The sequence below is a fragment of the Aurantiacibacter gangjinensis genome, assembly GCF_001886695.1.
Classification (GTDB): Bacteria; Pseudomonadota; Alphaproteobacteria; order Sphingomonadales; family Sphingomonadaceae; genus Alteraurantiacibacter; species Alteraurantiacibacter gangjinensis.
The window spans coordinates 1,093,098-1,109,376 of the sequence record NZ_CP018097.1 but is presented as its reverse complement, the minus strand read 5'-3'; the positions used below and the strand labels follow the sequence as shown (position 1 = coordinate 1,109,376).

18 protein-coding genes are annotated in these 16,279 nt (G+C 64.0%); 10 read left to right on the top strand and 8 right to left on the bottom strand.

From position 1 onward, the window contains the following. Positions 1–54: 54 nt before the first annotated feature. A complete protein-coding gene (locus tag BMF35_RS05420) occupies positions 55–1,332 on the top strand; it encodes a CapA family protein (protein WP_162199233.1) in 1,278 nt (425 codons plus the stop codon). Positions 1,333–1,344: 12 nt separating this feature from the next. On the opposite strand, the gene BMF35_RS05415 is transcribed toward BMF35_RS05420, so the two are convergent. Next, the gene (locus BMF35_RS05415; RefSeq protein ID WP_047007223.1) at positions 1,345–2,436 is read right to left on the bottom strand and encodes a WD40 repeat domain-containing protein; all 1,092 of its coding nucleotides are present in this window, start codon (positions 2,434–2,436) and stop codon (positions 1,345–1,347) included. 315 nt (positions 2,437–2,751) lie between these two features. Between BMF35_RS05415 and BMF35_RS05410 the strand changes: the two genes are divergently transcribed. After that, positions 2,752–3,675 carry an alpha/beta hydrolase gene (locus tag BMF35_RS05410; protein WP_052766078.1) on the top strand — a complete coding sequence of 308 codons (924 nt, stop codon included), beginning with the start codon at positions 2,752–2,754 and terminating at the stop codon, positions 3,673–3,675. A gap of 191 nt (positions 3,676–3,866) precedes the next feature. On the opposite strand, the gene ssb is transcribed toward BMF35_RS05410, so the two are convergent. The 5 genes from ssb to BMF35_RS05385 all read right to left on the bottom strand — a co-directional run bounded on the left by ssb (position 3,867) and on the right by BMF35_RS05385 (position 8,060). Then, a complete protein-coding gene (gene ssb / locus BMF35_RS05405) occupies positions 3,867–4,409 on the bottom strand; it encodes a single-stranded DNA-binding protein (RefSeq protein WP_047007222.1) in 543 nt (180 codons plus the stop codon). Between the two features lie 99 nt (positions 4,410–4,508). After that, the gene (gene feoB, locus BMF35_RS05400; protein WP_047007221.1) at positions 4,509–6,362 is read right to left on the bottom strand and encodes a ferrous iron transporter B; all 1,854 of its coding nucleotides are present in this window, start codon (positions 6,360–6,362) and stop codon (positions 4,509–4,511) included. Next, on the bottom strand, positions 6,359–6,598 hold the full coding sequence (locus BMF35_RS05395; protein ID WP_047007658.1) for a FeoA family protein: 240 nt from the start codon (positions 6,596–6,598) through the stop codon (positions 6,359–6,361). Before BMF35_RS05395 ends, feoB begins: the two co-directional genes overlap by 4 nt. Positions 6,599–6,756: 158 nt before the next feature. Next, on the bottom strand, positions 6,757–7,449 hold the full coding sequence (locus tag BMF35_RS05390; protein ID WP_047007220.1) for a COQ9 family protein: 693 nt from the start codon (positions 7,447–7,449) through the stop codon (positions 6,757–6,759). Continuing rightward, positions 7,449–8,060 carry an ankyrin repeat domain-containing protein gene (locus BMF35_RS05385; RefSeq protein WP_047007657.1) on the bottom strand — a complete coding sequence of 204 codons (612 nt, stop codon included), beginning with the start codon at positions 8,058–8,060 and terminating at the stop codon, positions 7,449–7,451. The genes BMF35_RS05390 and BMF35_RS05385 overlap by 1 nt, the downstream gene beginning before the upstream one ends. Positions 8,061–8,163: 103 nt before the next feature. Between BMF35_RS05385 and BMF35_RS05380 the strand changes: the two genes are divergently transcribed. The 8 genes from BMF35_RS05380 (at position 8,164) to BMF35_RS05345 (ending at position 14,132) form a co-directional block, all read left to right on the top strand. Continuing rightward, positions 8,164–8,769, top strand: coding sequence for an SCO family protein (locus BMF35_RS05380; protein ID WP_047007219.1), 606 nt, complete (start codon positions 8,164–8,166; stop codon positions 8,767–8,769). Next, the gene (locus tag BMF35_RS05375; protein WP_047007218.1) at positions 8,757–9,227 is read left to right on the top strand and encodes a YcgN family cysteine cluster protein; all 471 of its coding nucleotides are present in this window, start codon (positions 8,757–8,759) and stop codon (positions 9,225–9,227) included. Before BMF35_RS05380 ends, BMF35_RS05375 begins: the two co-directional genes overlap by 13 nt. Beyond that, on the top strand, positions 9,224–9,958 hold the full coding sequence (locus BMF35_RS05370; RefSeq protein WP_047007217.1) for a M48 family metallopeptidase: 735 nt from the start codon (positions 9,224–9,226) through the stop codon (positions 9,956–9,958). The genes BMF35_RS05375 and BMF35_RS05370 overlap by 4 nt, the downstream gene beginning before the upstream one ends. A gap of 58 nt (positions 9,959–10,016) precedes the next feature. Then, complete coding sequence (locus tag BMF35_RS05365) at positions 10,017–10,481, top strand: hypothetical protein (protein WP_047007216.1); 465 nt, start codon at positions 10,017–10,019, stop codon at positions 10,479–10,481. Positions 10,482–10,486: 5 nt separating this feature from the next. Continuing rightward, positions 10,487–11,497 carry a bifunctional diaminohydroxyphosphoribosylaminopyrimidine deaminase/5-amino-6-(5-phosphoribosylamino)uracil reductase RibD gene (ribD, locus tag BMF35_RS05360; RefSeq protein WP_236781569.1) on the top strand — a complete coding sequence of 337 codons (1,011 nt, stop codon included), beginning with the start codon at positions 10,487–10,489 and terminating at the stop codon, positions 11,495–11,497. Continuing rightward, positions 11,498–12,118: a riboflavin synthase gene (locus tag BMF35_RS05355; protein WP_047007215.1), complete on the top strand. Its 621-nt coding sequence runs from the start codon at positions 11,498–11,500 to the stop codon at positions 12,116–12,118. It abuts the gene before it with no gap. A 128-nt stretch (positions 12,119–12,246) separates the two neighbouring features. After that, positions 12,247–13,560 carry a gluzincin family metallopeptidase gene (locus BMF35_RS05350; RefSeq protein WP_047007214.1) on the top strand — a complete coding sequence of 438 codons (1,314 nt, stop codon included), beginning with the start codon at positions 12,247–12,249 and terminating at the stop codon, positions 13,558–13,560. A 110-nt stretch (positions 13,561–13,670) separates the two neighbouring features. Continuing rightward, positions 13,671–14,132 carry a hypothetical protein gene (locus BMF35_RS05345; protein ID WP_052766077.1) on the top strand — a complete coding sequence of 154 codons (462 nt, stop codon included), beginning with the start codon at positions 13,671–13,673 and terminating at the stop codon, positions 14,130–14,132. Between the two features lie 50 nt (positions 14,133–14,182). Here the strand turns inward: BMF35_RS05345 and BMF35_RS05340 are convergent, their stop codons facing one another. Together BMF35_RS05340 and BMF35_RS05335 are read right to left on the bottom strand one after the other, a co-directional pair. After that, on the bottom strand, positions 14,183–15,358 hold the full coding sequence (locus tag BMF35_RS05340; protein WP_047007213.1) for an amino acid aminotransferase: 1,176 nt from the start codon (positions 15,356–15,358) through the stop codon (positions 14,183–14,185). Positions 15,359–15,424: 66 nt separating this feature from the next. Beyond that, positions 15,425–16,252: a DUF1134 domain-containing protein gene (locus BMF35_RS05335; RefSeq protein ID WP_047007212.1), complete on the bottom strand. Its 828-nt coding sequence runs from the start codon at positions 16,250–16,252 to the stop codon at positions 15,425–15,427. Positions 16,253–16,279: the final 27 nt, after the last annotated feature.

The following is a 16,279-nucleotide window of genomic DNA, read 5'->3' as shown; positions in this document are numbered from 1 at the left end:
ATACCAAAAGTCGCAACCGACCGGTGGAACCAAGCACTTATGAGAGGTTCGGTGATGTCGCTACGCAAACTCGCTTTTCCGCTACTCGGCGGCTTGATTGCCTCCACGCCTTTCGCAAGTCTAGCGGTATGGAGCCAGACAGTGGCGCAGGATGTCACCCCGGTCTCGATTACCAGCGACCGGCCACTCGAAGGCGCTAGCACGGCAGGGGAGACTTGGCCGCTGCCGCCACTGGCCGAAGGTGAGATTTCGCTCATCTTCATGGGTGATACTAACATCTCCTACCGCGAGGATCCGGACAGCGCCTTTTCCGAAATTGCCGCAACCCTGCTGACGGCCGATGTGCTCTACGCCAATCTCGAAGGCCCTTTCGCGGGCGGTACGGACGATCCTGAGGCCAGCGATGCTCCCGGCAAGGACTGGCGCCATTCCAATCCCGATCAGGTCGCCGCCCTGACGGCGGCCGGCTTCGATGCGGTCGGCACCGCCAACAATGTTACCTTGCCCCGCGATGCGGCGATGCGCAGTCTCGCTGTCTTGCAGGGCGCGGGCATAGCGCAGACGGGCAGTGGCGCGAATATCGAAGCGGCCCGCGCGCCGGTCATACTGGAACGCGGCGGCCTGCGGATCGGCATCCTGCAACGCTCCACCCTGTTCGAGCAGGACGATCATCTGGCGACAGCAGATCAGCCCGGCATTGCCGGATTTGCGGTAGACACACTGTATCGCCCCGATCTGCGCGGCAACAAACCGGGTCGCCCGATGCGCGTTGAAACACGCCTCGATCCGCAAGCCGTCGCGCAATGGCGCAGCGACATCGCCGCGCTGAGCGCGGTGACCGACATTCAGATCGTCAGCTTCCACTGGGGCCTGTCGGACGCCGCCACCAATGTCGGCTATGAGGAGGAGTTGGCCCGCCTCTCCATCGATGCAGGAGCCGATGCCGTGATCGGCCACGGCACACACCGCTTCAAACCGGTGGAGGTCTATGCCGGCCGACCGATTTTCTACGATATCGGACAAGGCCTGTTCGACGACCGGCGCAATTTTGACGCAATCAAGGGCGGCACGCGCTCGCAGCGATATCCGGAAGGGCTGATGGTGCGCCTGCGCGCCGATCGCACCGGCGTGACGGGCGCGGAATTCGTGCCGCTTTGGCGCGACACCTTCGGCGACGATCTGCTGCGCCTTTACCGGACGGATAGCGATGTCGGTCGCCAGGTGATCGAAGAACTGCGCGTGCGTATGCGCATGGCCTATATGCGCGAGCCCTTCATGATCGAGCCGGAATGGGTGCGTCTTGAAGGTATCGACCCGTCCGCCAGCGACTAGCGGCCCCGCCCATTAATCCGCGCGCTGCGAGGCAGCCTCATCCTGCTGGCGACGCAGCTCCAGATGGCTGCGGCGGTTGATCGTCGGGTCGGACGTCCACAGCCATGTGCGCACGAGCCCGTCCTCATGGGCGGACACCATCGCACCGCTTTCATGGAAGTGGATGTATTCCGTCGAATAGCTCGGGATCGAGAGGACCAGACCGAGATCGGCAATGTCGTCCATGTCGCGGCGCGGCATGCCGGTGAGGAAATCGGCGGTCCTGAACACGCGGATCTGCATGGGCATGCCGCCCACGAAGAAATGCCGGCCATCGGGCGCGAATTCCACCGCCTCGATATAGCCGGGCTGGTTCATGCTCTTGATGAGTTCTCCCGTCTCGGCATTCCACAGCTTGGTGGTGCCTTCCGCACCGCCGGACAGAATCAGGCTGTCATCGGGCGAAAAGCGCACTGATTTGATGGACCTGTCATGCCGCTCCATACGGCGCAGCGATTCGCCGCTTGCCGTATCGTACAGCCGGACCACGCCTTCGTCGCCGCCCGCCACGAAGCGGGAATCGTCTGATGTAAAATCGATGGAGTTGATCGTGCGACCGGCATCCAGAACACGCAAAGGCGTGAGACGCGCGAACCCTGCATCGGCGGAGAACATGTGCAGGTTGCCCGAATCCTCCTCGCCCGCGATCACCGTCTGGCCGCCATGCGACCACGCGACGCTGTCCAGCGCAAAATCGGTCGGCAAGGCCTGCACGGTTTCGCCATCGCTGGTGCGCATCAGGCGGATGACGGCATCCTCGCCCACGGCGACGAAGTGCGATCCGTCGGGCGAAAAGGCGATGGCCTCAACCTCCTGATCGACTGTCCGCCGCCAGACGATGGAGGCATCATCCATCCGCCAGAGAATGATCTGGTTATCATATTTGGAGCCGGTGACGACATAGTGCCCGTAACGCGTCATCACGGCCACTTCGGTTCCGCCCGCTTCGCCATTGCGATCCGCGATGCGCGTCCAGATCGGTGTGAGTTGCAAGGCGCCCTGCGGCGGGTTTGGCAAGGGTCCGTACCATTGCGCCGCAGCCGGCAGGGCCATGGCGAGGAGCATAGCAGCCGAAAGCAAGCCGATTGCACGGCGCAAGCCGATCAGAGGCACTCTTGTTGCGCAACCCGCCATCTCAATAATCCTTTCCAGCTCTTCCGAATCTGTCTGACCAATTTTGGCGAGCGCGTAAAGCCGGCTCGCGTGCAGAATGTCCCCACGGTCGGATGCTAGACGAAGATTTTGCCAATCGTCCCGCCATGTGGAATGCCTGCACGGGAATCGACAAACCTGTGCGAATGGTTAGTTGCGTGGACGTTGCCAGGACAGCCGCTCCGGCAGGCAGCGGCGAGGCCGATTGATCGCGAAAAGGATACTGCGATGCCTCTCATTCTCGACCGCCGAACGGTGCTGGCCAGCGGGCTGGCGACCGTTGGAACAGCGCTCGTCGCAAATGCGCCCCTGCCCCGATCCCTCCTCTTCGCGCGGATCGAAACGCTGGACGATCGCTGGCCAAACCAGAGCCCGCGCATCCGCATCTGGTTGCCGCCGGGCTACGATATGGACATGCGGCGTTATCCGGTGCTGTATGTGCTGGACGGTCAATGGGCCTTCGCCGATGACGCAGAAGGTGCCAATTTCGCCGTCGATACGCGGATGGCGCAGCTTGCCGATGCGGGGCGGGTCGAGCCGCACCTGATCGTCGCGATCGATAATCTCGGTGACGAGCGCTTCGTGCAATATATGCCGCAGGCGATTTATGATGGCGCAAGCGATACCGTGCGCGCGGTCGTCGAACGTGACCTCGCCCGCGTCGGTGCCGACCGTTTGCGCTCGGCATCTTTCATCGCGTGGCTGGAAGGCGAGCTGAAACCGTATGTCGATACGCGCTATCGCACCCGGCCGGGCAGACTCGACACGGCCATATTCGGCGCCAGCGTGGCAGGTGTGATGGCTGGCGCGATCTTCGTCGAGGCGCAAGGCAGCTTCGGTCGCGGCGCGTGCATGTCGCCCAACTGGCCGATCTATGACGAGCGCATGATCGACCATGCCGGGCTGGCGGAGCAATGGGCAGACTATTTCGCACAAATCGGCGCGCCCGGTGGCAGGCGGCTATGGCTCGACCACGGCACGCAGATGATGGATGCCGGCATGGCGCCCTACCAGTTCGCCATAGCGGGTCGGCTTGCGCAGCTCGGCTGGGAGCGCGGAGAGCATTTGCGCACCGAGGTCTACCATGCGGGCCACGCCTTCGCGCAGACGGCCTACCAGATGGACGATCTGCTCGGCTGGCTGCTGGCCTGACTGGAAAGCGACTTTCCTACAGGCGCGACGAGCAGGCAGGGCGACGCCTCGCTCTTTCACATCGTAAGCGTCTTCGTTTTCCTCGCCATTTCCGGCCAAGTGTCAACTTCGCCAAATCGGTGCAAGGCACTGAAAAGGCGGGACAAAACCCGCCTTTTCGCCATCGTCACGATGTCAACTTTGTCAAGCAATCAGAACGGAATATCGTCGTCCAGATCGTCGTAGTTCGAGGCGCCGCCCGAGCCGCCATTGCCGCCGCCATTGCCATTAGAATCGTTACCGCCGAAGCCGCCGCCCGATCCGCCGCCGCTTTGGCCGCGATCGCCATAGCCGGCACCGCCCCCGCCAAAACCGCCGCTACTGCCACCGCCGCCGCCGCCTTCACCGCGACCGTCCAGCATGGTGAGCGTGCCGTTGAAACCGCGCAGCACCACTTCGGTGGAATAGCGATCTTGGCCGTTCTGGTCCTGCCATTTGCGGGTCTGCAACTGGCCCTCTACGAAGACCTTGCTGCCCTTTTTCAGATAGCTTTCGGCGACCCGCACCAGCCCTTCGGAGAAGATGGCGACGGTGTGCCACTCGGTGCGTTCCTGCCGCTGGCCCTCGCGATCCTTCCACGTCTCGCTGGTGGCGATGCGAAGGTTGGCGACCTTGCCGCCATTCTGGAAGCTGCGCACTTCCGGGTCCGCGCCCAGATTGCCGATCAGCATGACCTTGTTGAGAGAGCCCGCCATGATTTCATCCTCTTGTTCCGATTCCCGCTTGGCTTAGCGAGCCGCCTTGCGAGTCGCTAGGTGCTTCACCGGAAATGGACCAGACTTCTGGGGAAACGGCTACAACCCCAGCGCCGTCGCGCCCCAATAGGTCGCGCCTGCCGCCACATAGGCCAGCGCGAAAAGGTAGACGACCATCACGATGGGCCACTTCCAGCCATTGGTCTCGCGCCGCGCCACGGCAATGGTGCTGATGCATTGCGGCGCGAACACGAACCAGGCGAGGAAGGCGAGCGCCGTGGGCAGGCTCCAGCCCGCCTGCAAGCGTTCGGTCAGGCCCTCCGCCTCGGCCTCTTCGTCCTCGGCCTCCACGGCGTAGGTGGTCGCCAGCGCGGATACCGCCACTTCGCGCGCGGCCATGGCCGGGATGATCGCAAGGCTGATCTCGCGGTTAAAGCCGATGGGCGCCAGCACAACATGCATGCCATCCGCAACCTGACCGGCGATACTGGCATCGAGCTGGCTCTCGCCAGGCTCCGCCTCGGGAAAGCTCAGCAGCACCCAAAGTGCGATGGTGGCGGCAAAGATGATCGTGCCGGCGCGCCGCAGGAAGACCCAGGCGCGCTGCCACAGGCCGATCAGCAGGTCGCGGATGGGCGGCAACTGGTAGCGCGGCAGCTCCATGATGAAGCCGCTCGCCGCACCCTTGGTTACCGTACGCCGCAGCACCAGCGCCACGATCATCGCGCCGATAATGCCGAAGACGTAGAGGCCGAAAAGCACCAGCCCCTGAAGGCCCACGAACGGCGCGACCATGGTGTTGGGGATGAAGGCCGCGATGATGATGGCATAAACGGGGAGACGCGCCGAACAGGTCATCAGCGGCGCAATGAGGATGGTGGTCAGCCGGTCCTTCGGGTCGGCGATGGAGCGGGTCGCCATGATGCCGGGAATGGCGCAGGCGAAACTGGAAAGCAGCGGAATGAAGCTGCGGCCCGACAGGCCGACGCTGGCCATCATCCGGTCCATGAGGAAGGCGGCACGCGCCATATAACCCGATTGCTCCATAGCGAGAATGAAGGCGAACAGGATGATAATCTGCGGCAAGAACACGACCACGCTGCCCACGCCCGCCAGCACGCCCTGCACCAGAAACTCGCGCACGAAGCCTTCTGCAAGGCTGGCTTCTACGCCCGCGCTCACACCTTCTATCGCGCCTTCGATCAGGCCGATGAAAGGGTCGGCCCAGGCGAACACCGCCTGGAAGACCACGAACAGCAGGCCGAACAGGATGACGGGGCCGAGCCACGGATGCAGCAGCACCTTGTCGAGGCTGGCATGCAGGCGATGCTCGCCGCTTTCGGAGATGATCGCGCCCTTGGCGATATTGCGCGCCGCGAGCCGCCGCTCCGTCATGGTAAGTTCGGCCACAGCGTGGCGCTGGCCGAAATCCTGCGAGCCAGCACCTTCGATAGCTTTTGTCAGCTCGTCCAGCCCGCGGCGGCGCACGGCGACGGTGGGGACCACCGGCACGCCCAGCGCATCGGATAGCGCGCCTGCATCGATCATGAGGCCATCGCGCTCTGCGAGGTCGATCATGTTGAGGGCCACCACGGTCGGTCGGCCCAGTGCCACCAGTTCCTGCGCGAAAACGAGGTGCTGTTCGAGATTGGCGGCATCCACCACCACAACGAGCGCGTCGGGTGCATCCTCACCGGGAAACTCGCCCTGCACCACTTGCCGGGTAACTTCCTCATCCGGGCTGGACGGATCGAGCGAATAGGAGCCGGGCAGGTCGACCAATTCGACAGCCCCGCCGCCCGGCAACGCCATGCGGCCCGCCTTTCGCTCCACCGTGACGCCCGGATAATTGGCGATCTTCTGCCGCGCGCCCGTCAGCGCATTGAACAGCGCACTCTTGCCGGCATTGGGATTGCCGACCAGCGCCACCTTGCGCAGCTGCGTATCGCTCATACCAGCTTCACCGACATGGCGCGGGCGTGGACGCGGCGGATCGCGACATTCATACGGCCCACCATTAGCGCGATCGGGTCTTTGCCGATGAAGACGCCGCGATGGGCGATGGCGATACGTGCGCCTTCGTCGATGCCCAGCGCGCGCAGGCGCTTGGCCTCTTCGGGGGCCAGAGAATCCCAATTGACGGAAGTAATCTCCGCCCGGTCGAGGGGCTCGAGCATGTCGAGGGTCAGGTCGCTAATCACGCGCGGCGGCGTGCCAGACCGCGCTGCGTATTGCAACTGATTATCAATAGAGAGAGAGAAGGAGCCAGAGCTTGCCTGTCTGGGCGCGCAGTCCGAAGCGAATAGCGGCGAGGATGGTCCGGCGGATGCCGGACCGGAACGCAAACTCAGTCCTGCGGATACCGCAACCGGCCGAGGAAACGCGCGAAATCGAAGCTCTCGCGGTCCTTGCCCAGCAATTGCGCCTTGGCCTTTTCGAACTTCATCACGCCTTCGATACGGCGGTCGAGAAAGGCGCGGGTATCGGCCTTGTCCTCGCTATCGTCCTCCACGAATACTGCCAGCGTGGCGGCATAGATGGAGGCGAGGATCGCGCGCTTCGTGTAGTGGTTGTAGTCGGCGGCCGTATCGCCCGCCAAGCGCCAAATCTTGTCCGCGCTGGACCAGCCTTGGCGCAGTGCGCGGGCGACGTTTTGCGGCATGGCCTGGACGGCCGTTGCCCGGCGCAGCGCCTCTTCCAGGCCCTCGATCGCGTCCAGGCGGAACTGCACGAGGGAGCGGATACGCTCGCGGATAGGCATATTGTCGAGGCGACCGTCGGCGAATTCGGCTTCCATCTTCTGGTCGACCGAGGCGATCCACGCATCGATCATCGCCATCGCGCTGACGCGCCCGCTGATGCCGCCGCTATCTTTGAACGCCAGTTTCGCCACGGCCGGTTCCACATCGGCCATTTCCGCCGCCGAAAGCAGCGCCGCTTCGGTCCAGCCATCGAACATGGCGGACACTGCAATCTCCGGCGCGAGTGCGACGCGCAGTTCGTCCAGCGTCGCATTTGAGAGATCGGCGGTCTCAGCCATCAGAAAACCGGCCCGTAAGTGCGGCCTTCGCCGTCGTCACCGTCGTTATCGCCGGATTCGATCGCGGTCAGCACACGGCGCGAAACATTGCCCATGCTGGCATAATCGCGCGCGGAACGGCCCGTATTGTCCGTGACATCGGGGTCCGCGCCGTTCTCCACCAGCACTTCGATCAGGTCGACATTGCGGGCATGCACCGCGGAAATCAGCGGCGTCTCGCCGGTGGAATTGGCCACATCCACCCGCGCCCCCCCGCGGATCAGGGCCTCAACCGCTTCGATGAAACCCAGCTCGGCAGCGAGGATCAGCGGCGTGCGCCCGGCATTGTCTGCGATGTTGGGATTGGCCCCTTCCTGCAGCAGGAAGCGCACCCATTGCAGGTCTCGCCGCGCGGTGACGATGTGCAGGCCCGTCTCGCCCGAAGTGATATCGCGCGCATTGACGATCTGCGTGCCCGGGCGATTGAGCATCTCGGTCGCGTCGGTGCCGTTGCGGTCTTTCACCGCTTCCAGGAACTCGAAGCCTTCGGAATAGAACTGCGCCGATGCAGGGGCAGCGAAGGCCAGCGCCAGAGACGCGAAAACAACTGAACGAAACGAAGCGCGAACCACTTTGCTGGTTCTCCCGAAAAATCCAAAAAATGCCGCGAAAGCCCCCCGGGCAGTGCGAACTATGCTTGCGACTCTGCCGTTAGCAGACCATGAACGATGCGTCATGTCTGCACGTTTAGCCGTAGTTTCAACCGTCGCCGCCGCGCTTGCGCTGGCAGGCTGCGATGCGTCCGCTAGTCGCGCGCCGATAGAGGATGCGCCATTCTACAATAGCGCGCTGACCGGCGAGTACGAGCTGATCAATTCGGACGGCGAACCGGTGCGCAACACCGATTTTGCAGGGCGCTACCAACTGATCTATTTCGGCTATGCCTATTGCCCCAATGTCTGCCCGTTCGACATGCAGCGCATGATGCGCGGCTACGACCAGTTCGTAGAAGCCAATCCTGACCTCGCCGATGCAGTGCAGCCCATTTTCATCACCGTCGATCCGGAGCGCGACACGCCCGAACGGGTCGGCCAGTTTGCCGCCGCTTTCTCCGAAGACGTGATCGGCCTGACCGGCACGCCCGAACAGATCGAGACAGCGGCTGCCAATTTCTTCTTCTCCTACCAGCGGATCGAAGCGCTGAATGAGGGCGGCGAATACGACATCAACCATCCCAGCATCGGGTATCTGGTGGACCGTGAGGGAGAGCCCATGGCGCCCATCCCGGTGGAACAATCGGCGGAAGCCGTGGCAGCGGAACTGGAAAAGTGGGTGCGTTGAGGGATCGCTTCTGGGAGCTCGATCTCGGTGATCTCAGCCGCGCCGAGTGGGAGGCGCTGTGCGATGGCTGCGGCAGATGCTGCCTGCACAAGCTGGAAGATGCCGATACCGGCGAAATCGCGGAGACGAATGTTGCCTGCAAGCTGCTCGACACCGGCACGGCACAATGCCGCGATTATCGCCATCGCAAGGCGTTCGTGCCCGACTGCCTGCGCCTGACGCCCAAGCTGGTGCGCGAAGTGCCGTGGCTGCCCTCTAGCTGCACCTACCGCTTGCGGGCCGAGGGCAAACCGATACCGGATTGGCACCACCTTCACACCGGCAGCCGTGATGCCATGGTGGCGGCAGGCGTGAGCGTGGCAGGCCGGGTGGTGAGCGAAGCGCAGGCAGGGCCACTGGAACATCACATTGTCGATTGGGACGATGACCAAGACGGTTTTGCGAGTGACGCCCCATGATCGACTGGCTGCGCGACGATCACCAGAACCCTGCCGTCGAAGTGGACGGCCGCAACCTCCCCATCGCCATCCGCCGCCATGCGCGCGCCAAGCGGCTGACCATGCGGCTCGCGCCCGATGGCAGCGAACTTCGCATTACGCTGCCCACCTGGGGTCGCACCCGCGACGCGCTGGCCTTTGCGCAGGCCCGCACCGACTGGATCGCTCGGCAAGTGACAAAGGTGCCCGAGCGGCTGGCCCTTACGGACGGCTCCACCATCCCTTTCCTCGGAACGTCGCTGCGCATCGTCTGGAACAAGGCCTTGGGCCGCACGCCGCAGCTGGCCGATAGTGTCCTGACCGTCGGCGGACCGCGCGACCGATTGCAAGCCCGCGTACAGCGCTGGCTGGAAGGTGAGGCACTACGCCTCGCGGGCGAAGACCTCGCCTTCTATTGCGAGCGCGCCGGACTGCCTGCCCCGCAGCTTCGCCTGTCGCGCGCGCAGCGGCGCTGGGGATCATGCTCGGGCAACAACAGGACCGGGCGCTGCATCCGCATCAATTGGCGGCTGGTGATGGCGCCCGACCATGTGCGCCGCTCGGTCGTCGCGCACGAGGTCGCGCACCTTGTCCATTTCGACCATTCGCCCGCCTTCCATCGCCTGCTCGGCGACCTGTTCGAAGGCGTGATCGGCGAGGCCGATGGCTGGCTGAAACGAGAGGGCCGCGGCCTCTACGCCGCATTCGGCTAGCCGCACCGCGCAACACCCGCTCTGGCGCTACGCCCCGGACCGCCCTATCTAGCCGCCTATGAAAGGATTCTTCAGCAGGATTTCTCCCAAGCGCGCGGTCGTGGATTTCCGCGATCACTGGCAGCAGCCGACACCGCATCGCTGGCAAATCCTCGGCGTCGCCATGGCGGCGACCTTTTGCATCTTTATGCTGTTTGTCCCCGACAGCCAGCGCGCCCCGCCCGCGCGGCCGGAAATCCAGTACATCTCCACGCTCGATGACAGTTTGAGCGAAGAGCAGATCATCGCCGCCAACTGCGCGAACCAGGAATTGAAGGACGCGCTGCAGGCCCGTCTCGATGAAAGCGCGGCGCGCCAGCGCGAGGCCTATGCGGCGCTTGGCCGTGCCACCTTTATCGATGTCGATGCAATGCAGGCGGAGATCGACGCCGAACGCGAAGCTGCGGAAGCTGAGACTGAAGGGCCGAGCGAAGAGGAACTGGCTCTTAGCGTCGAGCAATATTGCGCGCGTGCCACGAGCTGATCGGCATGGCTGACGGTTCCGCGCCGGATGACGCGCGCTGGATGGCCGCCGCCGCCGCGCTGTCGGAGAGAGCGCGTCCGCTTGCCAGTCCCAACCCCGGTGTCGGCGCGATCATCGTGAAAAACGGCGTGGTCATTGGTCGCGGCTGGACGCAGGCGGGCGGTCGTCCGCATGCGGAAGCCGTTGCGCTTGCGCAGGCCGGCGAGGCCGCGTGCGGGGCTACGCTCTATGTCACGCTCGAACCCTGCGCGCACCGGTCGCAGCGCGGGCCTGCCTGTGCCGATCTGACTGCCGGGGCCGGATTGGCCCGCGCGGTCATCGGCATGTGCGATCCCGACCCGCGCACCGCCACGCTCGGCGCGGGCAAGCTGCGCGATGCCGGGATCGACACCCGTATCCTCGGCTGGCCGGCGCACATGCTGGGGCTTGCCGGACACGAGGTGCACCTTTCGCAAGGCCGCCCGCATGTCACGCTGAAACTCGCCATGTCGCTCGATGGCTGCATCGCCGCCGCATCGGGCGAGAGCCAGTGGATCACCGGTCCGGCTGCCCGGGCACATACCCACCGCGAACGTGCGCGCGCCGATGCGATCCTCGTTGGCGGCGGCACGCTGCGTGCCGACAATCCGCGCCTCGACGTGCGCTTGGACGGCCTCGAAGAGCGGTCTCCCCGCCGCGTAGCACTCACGTCCGGCGACGTGCCCGAAGGCTGGACGGCGATCCGCTCCCCGCAGGAGATCGCCGCGCTGGAGGGCGTGCGCTACCTGATGGTGGAAGGCGGCGAGCAAACCGCATCCGCCTTTCTCGCCGCCGGACTGGTGGACCGCATGCTCATCTACCGCGCGCCGATCCTTCTGGGCGATGGCTTGCGCGCCATAGGCGATGCCGGTCGCCATACGCTGGATGCCGCCTTCGCCGGCGGCTTCGCGCTTGAAGACCGCCGCATGCTTGGCAGCGACACGCTGGAAGTCTATCGCCCCGCTGCGCTCGAACGGCCGGGCATGGGAGACAGTTGAATGTTCACAGGCATCGTCACCGCCATCGGCTCCGTCGCCAGGGTTGAGCAGCGCGGCGATTTGCGGCTGACCATCACCGGGCCGCTCGACCCCGCGACCATCGATATCGGGGCATCCATCGCCTGTTCGGGCGTATGCCTTACCGTAGTGGATCGCGGCGGCAGCAAGGGCGAGGCGCATTTCACCGTCGATGTCTCCGCCGAAACAACATCGCGCACCGCCGCGCGGATGTGGGAAGAAGGCGCGCACCTCAATCTCGAACCATCGCTGCGGCTGGGAGACGAGCTCGGCGGTCATATCGTGACCGGCCATGTCGATGCCGTCGGCACCATCGCCAAGAGCGAAGCGGAGGGCGATTCCACCCGCCTCACCATCGCCGCGCCAGCAGAGCTCGCCCCCTTTATCGCCGCCAAGGGATCCATCACGGTCAATGGCGTGTCGCTGACGGTGAATTCGGTTGAAGACCAGCCTGATGGGGAGGTGCTTTTCGGCCTCAACATCATTCCTCACACGGCGCAGGTAACGACCTTGGGCCAGCTCGGCGAAGGCGACGAGCTCAATCTCGAAGTCGACACCATCGCGCGGTATTTGCACCGGATGCAGGCTCTGCGCGCCAGCTAACAGGCGGCGTTTATCGATTGATACGGCATTTTCGTCGATACGGTGAAGCTGGCGGTTGCGCGTGCGCGGCGCAGCGATAGGCTTTGCGTCGACGAGGTTTGGCTGCCGAGCCAATGTAGGAGACGATCATGAAATCGCTTTTCGGCGCGCTCGCTCTTGTAACGCTCGCGGCGTGTTCGGCAACGCAGACCGACACACCCCGGCTTGCCCCCCAGCCCGGTGAAACGGCCAACATCTACAACCTCGAAGTCGACGTCACTCCTGCATCAAAGCACATCGCGGTTCGCGGCACGATAGAGATTGTGGCCGACGCTCCGGCCGCCGAAGCAGCCTTCATGCTGAATGACGGTGTGCTCATAGAACGCTTCGAGCCGAATGTGCCCGCGAGCATCGAGCAGGAAAGTGGAATTATGCTCGGCACGTACGAAATGCCGAACACGCAGCGCATCACCTTACGCTTTGTCGAGCCGCTCGAGGCTGGGCAGCGCGTGAGCATCGACGTTGTTTATGCCGGTTACATTCGAGACGAAAGCATCGAATGGGGCCGCGGCCTGATCAGCGAAGACTGGGTGGAGCTGAGCCTTGGCACCTTGTGGTATCCATTCTGGCGGGATGAAAGCGAGCTGCGATCCCGTATTGCTGTTCGGGTGCCTGACGATTTTCGCGTGATCGGCCCGGGACAGGTTGAACGCGATGGCGAAGGGCGGTGGATCGTCGATCCTGGCAAGCCGATCCTTGGTCGTATCACGTTCGCTGCCTCGCCTGCGTACACGGTCACGTCCCGGCAAGTCACTGACGCCATGCGCGCCGATCTCTATACCTTGGGCGACGAACCGCGGGCGGGAGCCTTGCTGGACCGCGCAAGTGACACATATCGTTACTATACTGCCCTTCTCGGCGAACCGCGTGTCTCGCCAAGCACACTGACGATGCTGCACGCCAATGAAGAGGTGGGAGTCACCAGACCGCAAATGGCCTATGCGACAGGGGGCGATTATTTCACGATCGGCACAGGCTCAGCCGAAGAGCAGGCCTTTCTGATCGCGCATGAAGTCGCGCATTTCTGGTGGATTTCCGGCGCGGCTGGAACGCCTGACGAGTTCATGACCGAATCCATCGCCGAATTTGTGGCGCTGCGATATGGTCAGACTGTTTGGGGAGACGACTGGCTGACGGCCAAGCTGGATCGCGCGTCGCGGATTTCCGAATCGATCGATGGCTCCATCCTCGACGAAGGAGATTTCGAGGGTCGCGAGACGCTGCTCTATTTTCGCGGGCCTCTCGTCCTGTGGGCGCTCCAGCGCCGCATCGGGACTGAGGCGATGGATGCTCTGCTTATTGAAGCGCATGCCGAAGACGTCAGCGAGCTCGCCACCTTCATGGCGACACTTAGCGCCCGCGAAGGCAGCGAAGTGGCAAGCTGGTTCGAGCGTCAGCTTTAGCGTCTGATCGGCTCAGGACTCGAGCGAATGGGGCCTTACACCCGTGAACCGCATCGATCATCTCGGCATGCATCTGTCCTACAGGAAGCGCCTGTGCATAGCGGTGCGCCATGCCCCAGCACCGCGCCGCCAAACGTCGCCGTCCGCCCTTCTTCCATCCTGCCGTGCTGCGTGCACGCCGTGACGGATGGACGGCGGCGCGGCAGGCGGCGTTTCTCGGCCATCTTTACCTGACAGGATGCGCTGCCGCAGCAGCGCGGGCAGTGGGGATGAGCCGGATGGCGGCCTATCGCCTACGGCGCGATCCGCGTGCGTCAGGCTTTGCGTGGGCGTGGGATGTCGTGCTGACGCCGAGCCACCTGCCTGCGCCGGAGCATCCGCCCTACTCTGGATGGAAGGTTACGGATCGGCAGCTCGCCAGCCGCGTCGATAGTGGCTTCGTAGCCCCACTTATCTTTCGCGGGAAGGTGTGCGCCATCCGCCGAAAAGCCGACAATTCCGCGCTCTTGCAGCTGCTTTCGCGGATCGACAGATATGCGAGCAGACGACCCGAGGAGGGCCACCCGGCATGAGCGGCGCCTTTTTTCAAAACGCCGCTTTGGCGCTCCAGGTTGGGCCGCAATCAGCCAGTCACATCGGCAAGCGCATGGATGAATTTGGGGATATTGTTCGTGGTGAGGCCAGCCACGTTGATGCGGCCCGACCCCGCCATATAAACGCCATGCTCTTCGCGCAGCTGTTTTACCTGTTCGGGCGACACTGGCAGCGTGGCGAACATCCCGTTCTGACGGGCAAGCGGCGTCAGGTCGACGCTGCCTGCTTTGACGGCTTCGGCCAATTTCGCGCGCACGGCATTGATGCGGTCGCGCATCTCCTCGACCTCGGCGAGCCAGTCTGCCGTCAGCGCCTCGTCCTCCAGGATGATGCGGATGGCCGCGCCGCCATGGTCGGGCGGCATGGACCAGCTGGCGCGAGCGAGCGCGAAGGCGTTGGACATGGCGCGGTTCGTGTCATCGGCGTTCTTGCCGACCACATAGAAGGCACCAACGCGGTCGCGATAGACGCCGAAGTTCTTGTCGCAGCTATAGGCGACCAGCACCTCGTCGCAATGCGCCATCACCGCTTTCAAGCCGAGGCGGTCTTCGGCCATGCCATTGCCAAGACCCTGATAGGCGACATCGACCAGCGGCAGCACACCGCGTTGTGCGATCAGGGCAGCGATCTCGTCCCACTCGGCTGGTGTGTAATCCACGCCCGTAGGGTTGTGGCAGCAGCCATGCAGCAGGATCGCATCGCCCGCGTTTGCGCTGCGCAGCGCAGAGCGGATAGCGTCCATATCCGCGCTGCCATCGGTATTGGCATGGTTGAAACCGACCATCTCAAGGTCGAGATCGCCCAGGATCTGCGCATGGTTGGGCCAGCTTGGCGTGCCGATCAGCATCCGCGTCGCGCCCGCCGCTTTGGCGATGGCCGCGCCGAGGCGCACCGCGCCTGTTCCTCCGGGCGTCTGCATCCCGGCGATACGGCCATCGGCAGGATGGTCTGCGCCGAAGACGTAGGGCATCAGCCTCGTGACGAAGCCTTCATCGCCGACGAGGCCAAGATAGCCTTTGCTGTCCTGCGTCTCCCACAGGCGCTTTTCGGCAGCCTTTATCGCGCGGAAGACCGGTGTGGCGCCATCGGCAGTGCGATACACGCCAACACCGAGGTCGATCTTGTCCTGGCGCGCATCGGCATTGAAAAGCTTGATGATCGCAAGAAGCGCGTCGGCGGGCTGCTGTGTGAGTTGGTCGAGCATGGCCGCTCCATGCCCGCGCGGCGAACCGCGTTCAAGTGGGACTTGCGGCCAGCGGATCGCAAGCGGTCAGAATGGGAGCCAGCGCTGCTCGCGCGAGAAGCGCATATAACCGGCATTCACGCCAAGGCGCAGGCCCGCGCCCACGCGGATGGGGATCAGCACGATATCGCCCCTGCGCACATAGCTGGCAGTGAAGCCGCCCACGAAATAGGCCTGTCCCTCGCCCGCCGGGAAACGCCTGTACAAATCTTCGGTATCGAAGAGGTTGTAAACCAGCACGAAGGTGTTTCCGGCATTGGCACCCGCATCCAGCCCGATGGAAGGGCCGGTCCAGTAGACGGGCATGTTGCCTTCCACCGCGTGGTGCAGCGTGCCCGACCCGTAACGCACGCCCAGCACGAAAGCGCCTCCACCCTCGCGGCCCACGATGTAGCCATTGGGTTCGCCCTGGTCTTCCAGCAAATCCTGGATCAGACGCGCCAGCCCCTCCGCGCCTTCGCCGAACAGGCCTTCGGCAGCGCCGATGAGATCGTCCTCGCGATAGGTGGTCTGCGCCTGTTCCACCGGAACGGCTGGCACGGTGTCGACCGTCGCGTCGGTATATTCGCCCTCCGGCGGCAGGTCGAGCACGGGTGTCGCCTGCTCGTAGCGCGAGTCCGGCTCGGCGATATCGTAAGCGCCCTCGAAGCTAGGCTCCATTCCGGAGTCCGCATCCTGCATGGTGGTCGACGCAGCGTCCTCGTCCTGCGGCGCGAGCAAGTCGGCATCGATCATCGTATCGGGATCGACCGTCTCCATCTCCTGCGCGGCGACAGGCGCGGCCAGCATGGCAAGCACCTGCAACGCGGCAGCACAGACAGCGGTCCGGATCGAACGCAGCGATATAGTGGCCATCGCCACACCCTCCTCGAATTTCACACG

Excerpts from the sequence above, each read along its gene's own strand:
- feoB (WP_047007221.1), bottom strand. The coding sequence starts at position 6,362 with ATGAGCGATACGCAGCTGCGCAAGGTGGCGCTGGTCGGCAATCCCAAT.
- BMF35_RS05340 (WP_047007213.1), bottom strand. The coding sequence starts at position 15,358 with ATGCTCGACCAACTCACACAGCAGCCCGCCGACGCGCTTCTTGCGATC.
- ssb (WP_047007222.1), bottom strand. The coding sequence starts at position 4,409 with ATGGCGGGCTCTCTCAACAAGGTCATGCTGATCGGCAATCTGGGCGCG.
- BMF35_RS05365 (WP_047007216.1), top strand. The coding sequence starts at position 10,017 with ATGAAAGGATTCTTCAGCAGGATTTCTCCCAAGCGCGCGGTCGTGGAT.
- BMF35_RS05355 (WP_047007215.1), top strand. The coding sequence starts at position 11,498 with ATGTTCACAGGCATCGTCACCGCCATCGGCTCCGTCGCCAGGGTTGAG.
- BMF35_RS05420 (WP_162199233.1), top strand. The coding sequence starts at position 55 with ATGTCGCTACGCAAACTCGCTTTTCCGCTACTCGGCGGCTTGATTGCC.
- BMF35_RS05370 (WP_047007217.1), top strand. The coding sequence starts at position 9,224 with ATGATCGACTGGCTGCGCGACGATCACCAGAACCCTGCCGTCGAAGTG.
- ribD (WP_236781569.1), top strand. The coding sequence starts at position 10,487 with ATGGCTGACGGTTCCGCGCCGGATGACGCGCGCTGGATGGCCGCCGCC.
- BMF35_RS05345 (WP_052766077.1), top strand. The coding sequence starts at position 13,671 with ATGCCCCAGCACCGCGCCGCCAAACGTCGCCGTCCGCCCTTCTTCCAT.
- BMF35_RS05380 (WP_047007219.1), top strand. The coding sequence starts at position 8,164 with ATGTCTGCACGTTTAGCCGTAGTTTCAACCGTCGCCGCCGCGCTTGCG.
- BMF35_RS05390 (WP_047007220.1), bottom strand. The coding sequence starts at position 7,449 with ATGGCTGAGACCGCCGATCTCTCAAATGCGACGCTGGACGAACTGCGC.
- BMF35_RS05350 (WP_047007214.1), top strand. The coding sequence starts at position 12,247 with ATGAAATCGCTTTTCGGCGCGCTCGCTCTTGTAACGCTCGCGGCGTGT.
- BMF35_RS05335 (WP_047007212.1), bottom strand. The coding sequence starts at position 16,252 with ATGGCCACTATATCGCTGCGTTCGATCCGGACCGCTGTCTGTGCTGCC.
- BMF35_RS05415 (WP_047007223.1), bottom strand. The coding sequence starts at position 2,436 with ATGCTCCTCGCCATGGCCCTGCCGGCTGCGGCGCAATGGTACGGACCC.
- BMF35_RS05410 (WP_052766078.1), top strand. The coding sequence starts at position 2,752 with ATGCCTCTCATTCTCGACCGCCGAACGGTGCTGGCCAGCGGGCTGGCG.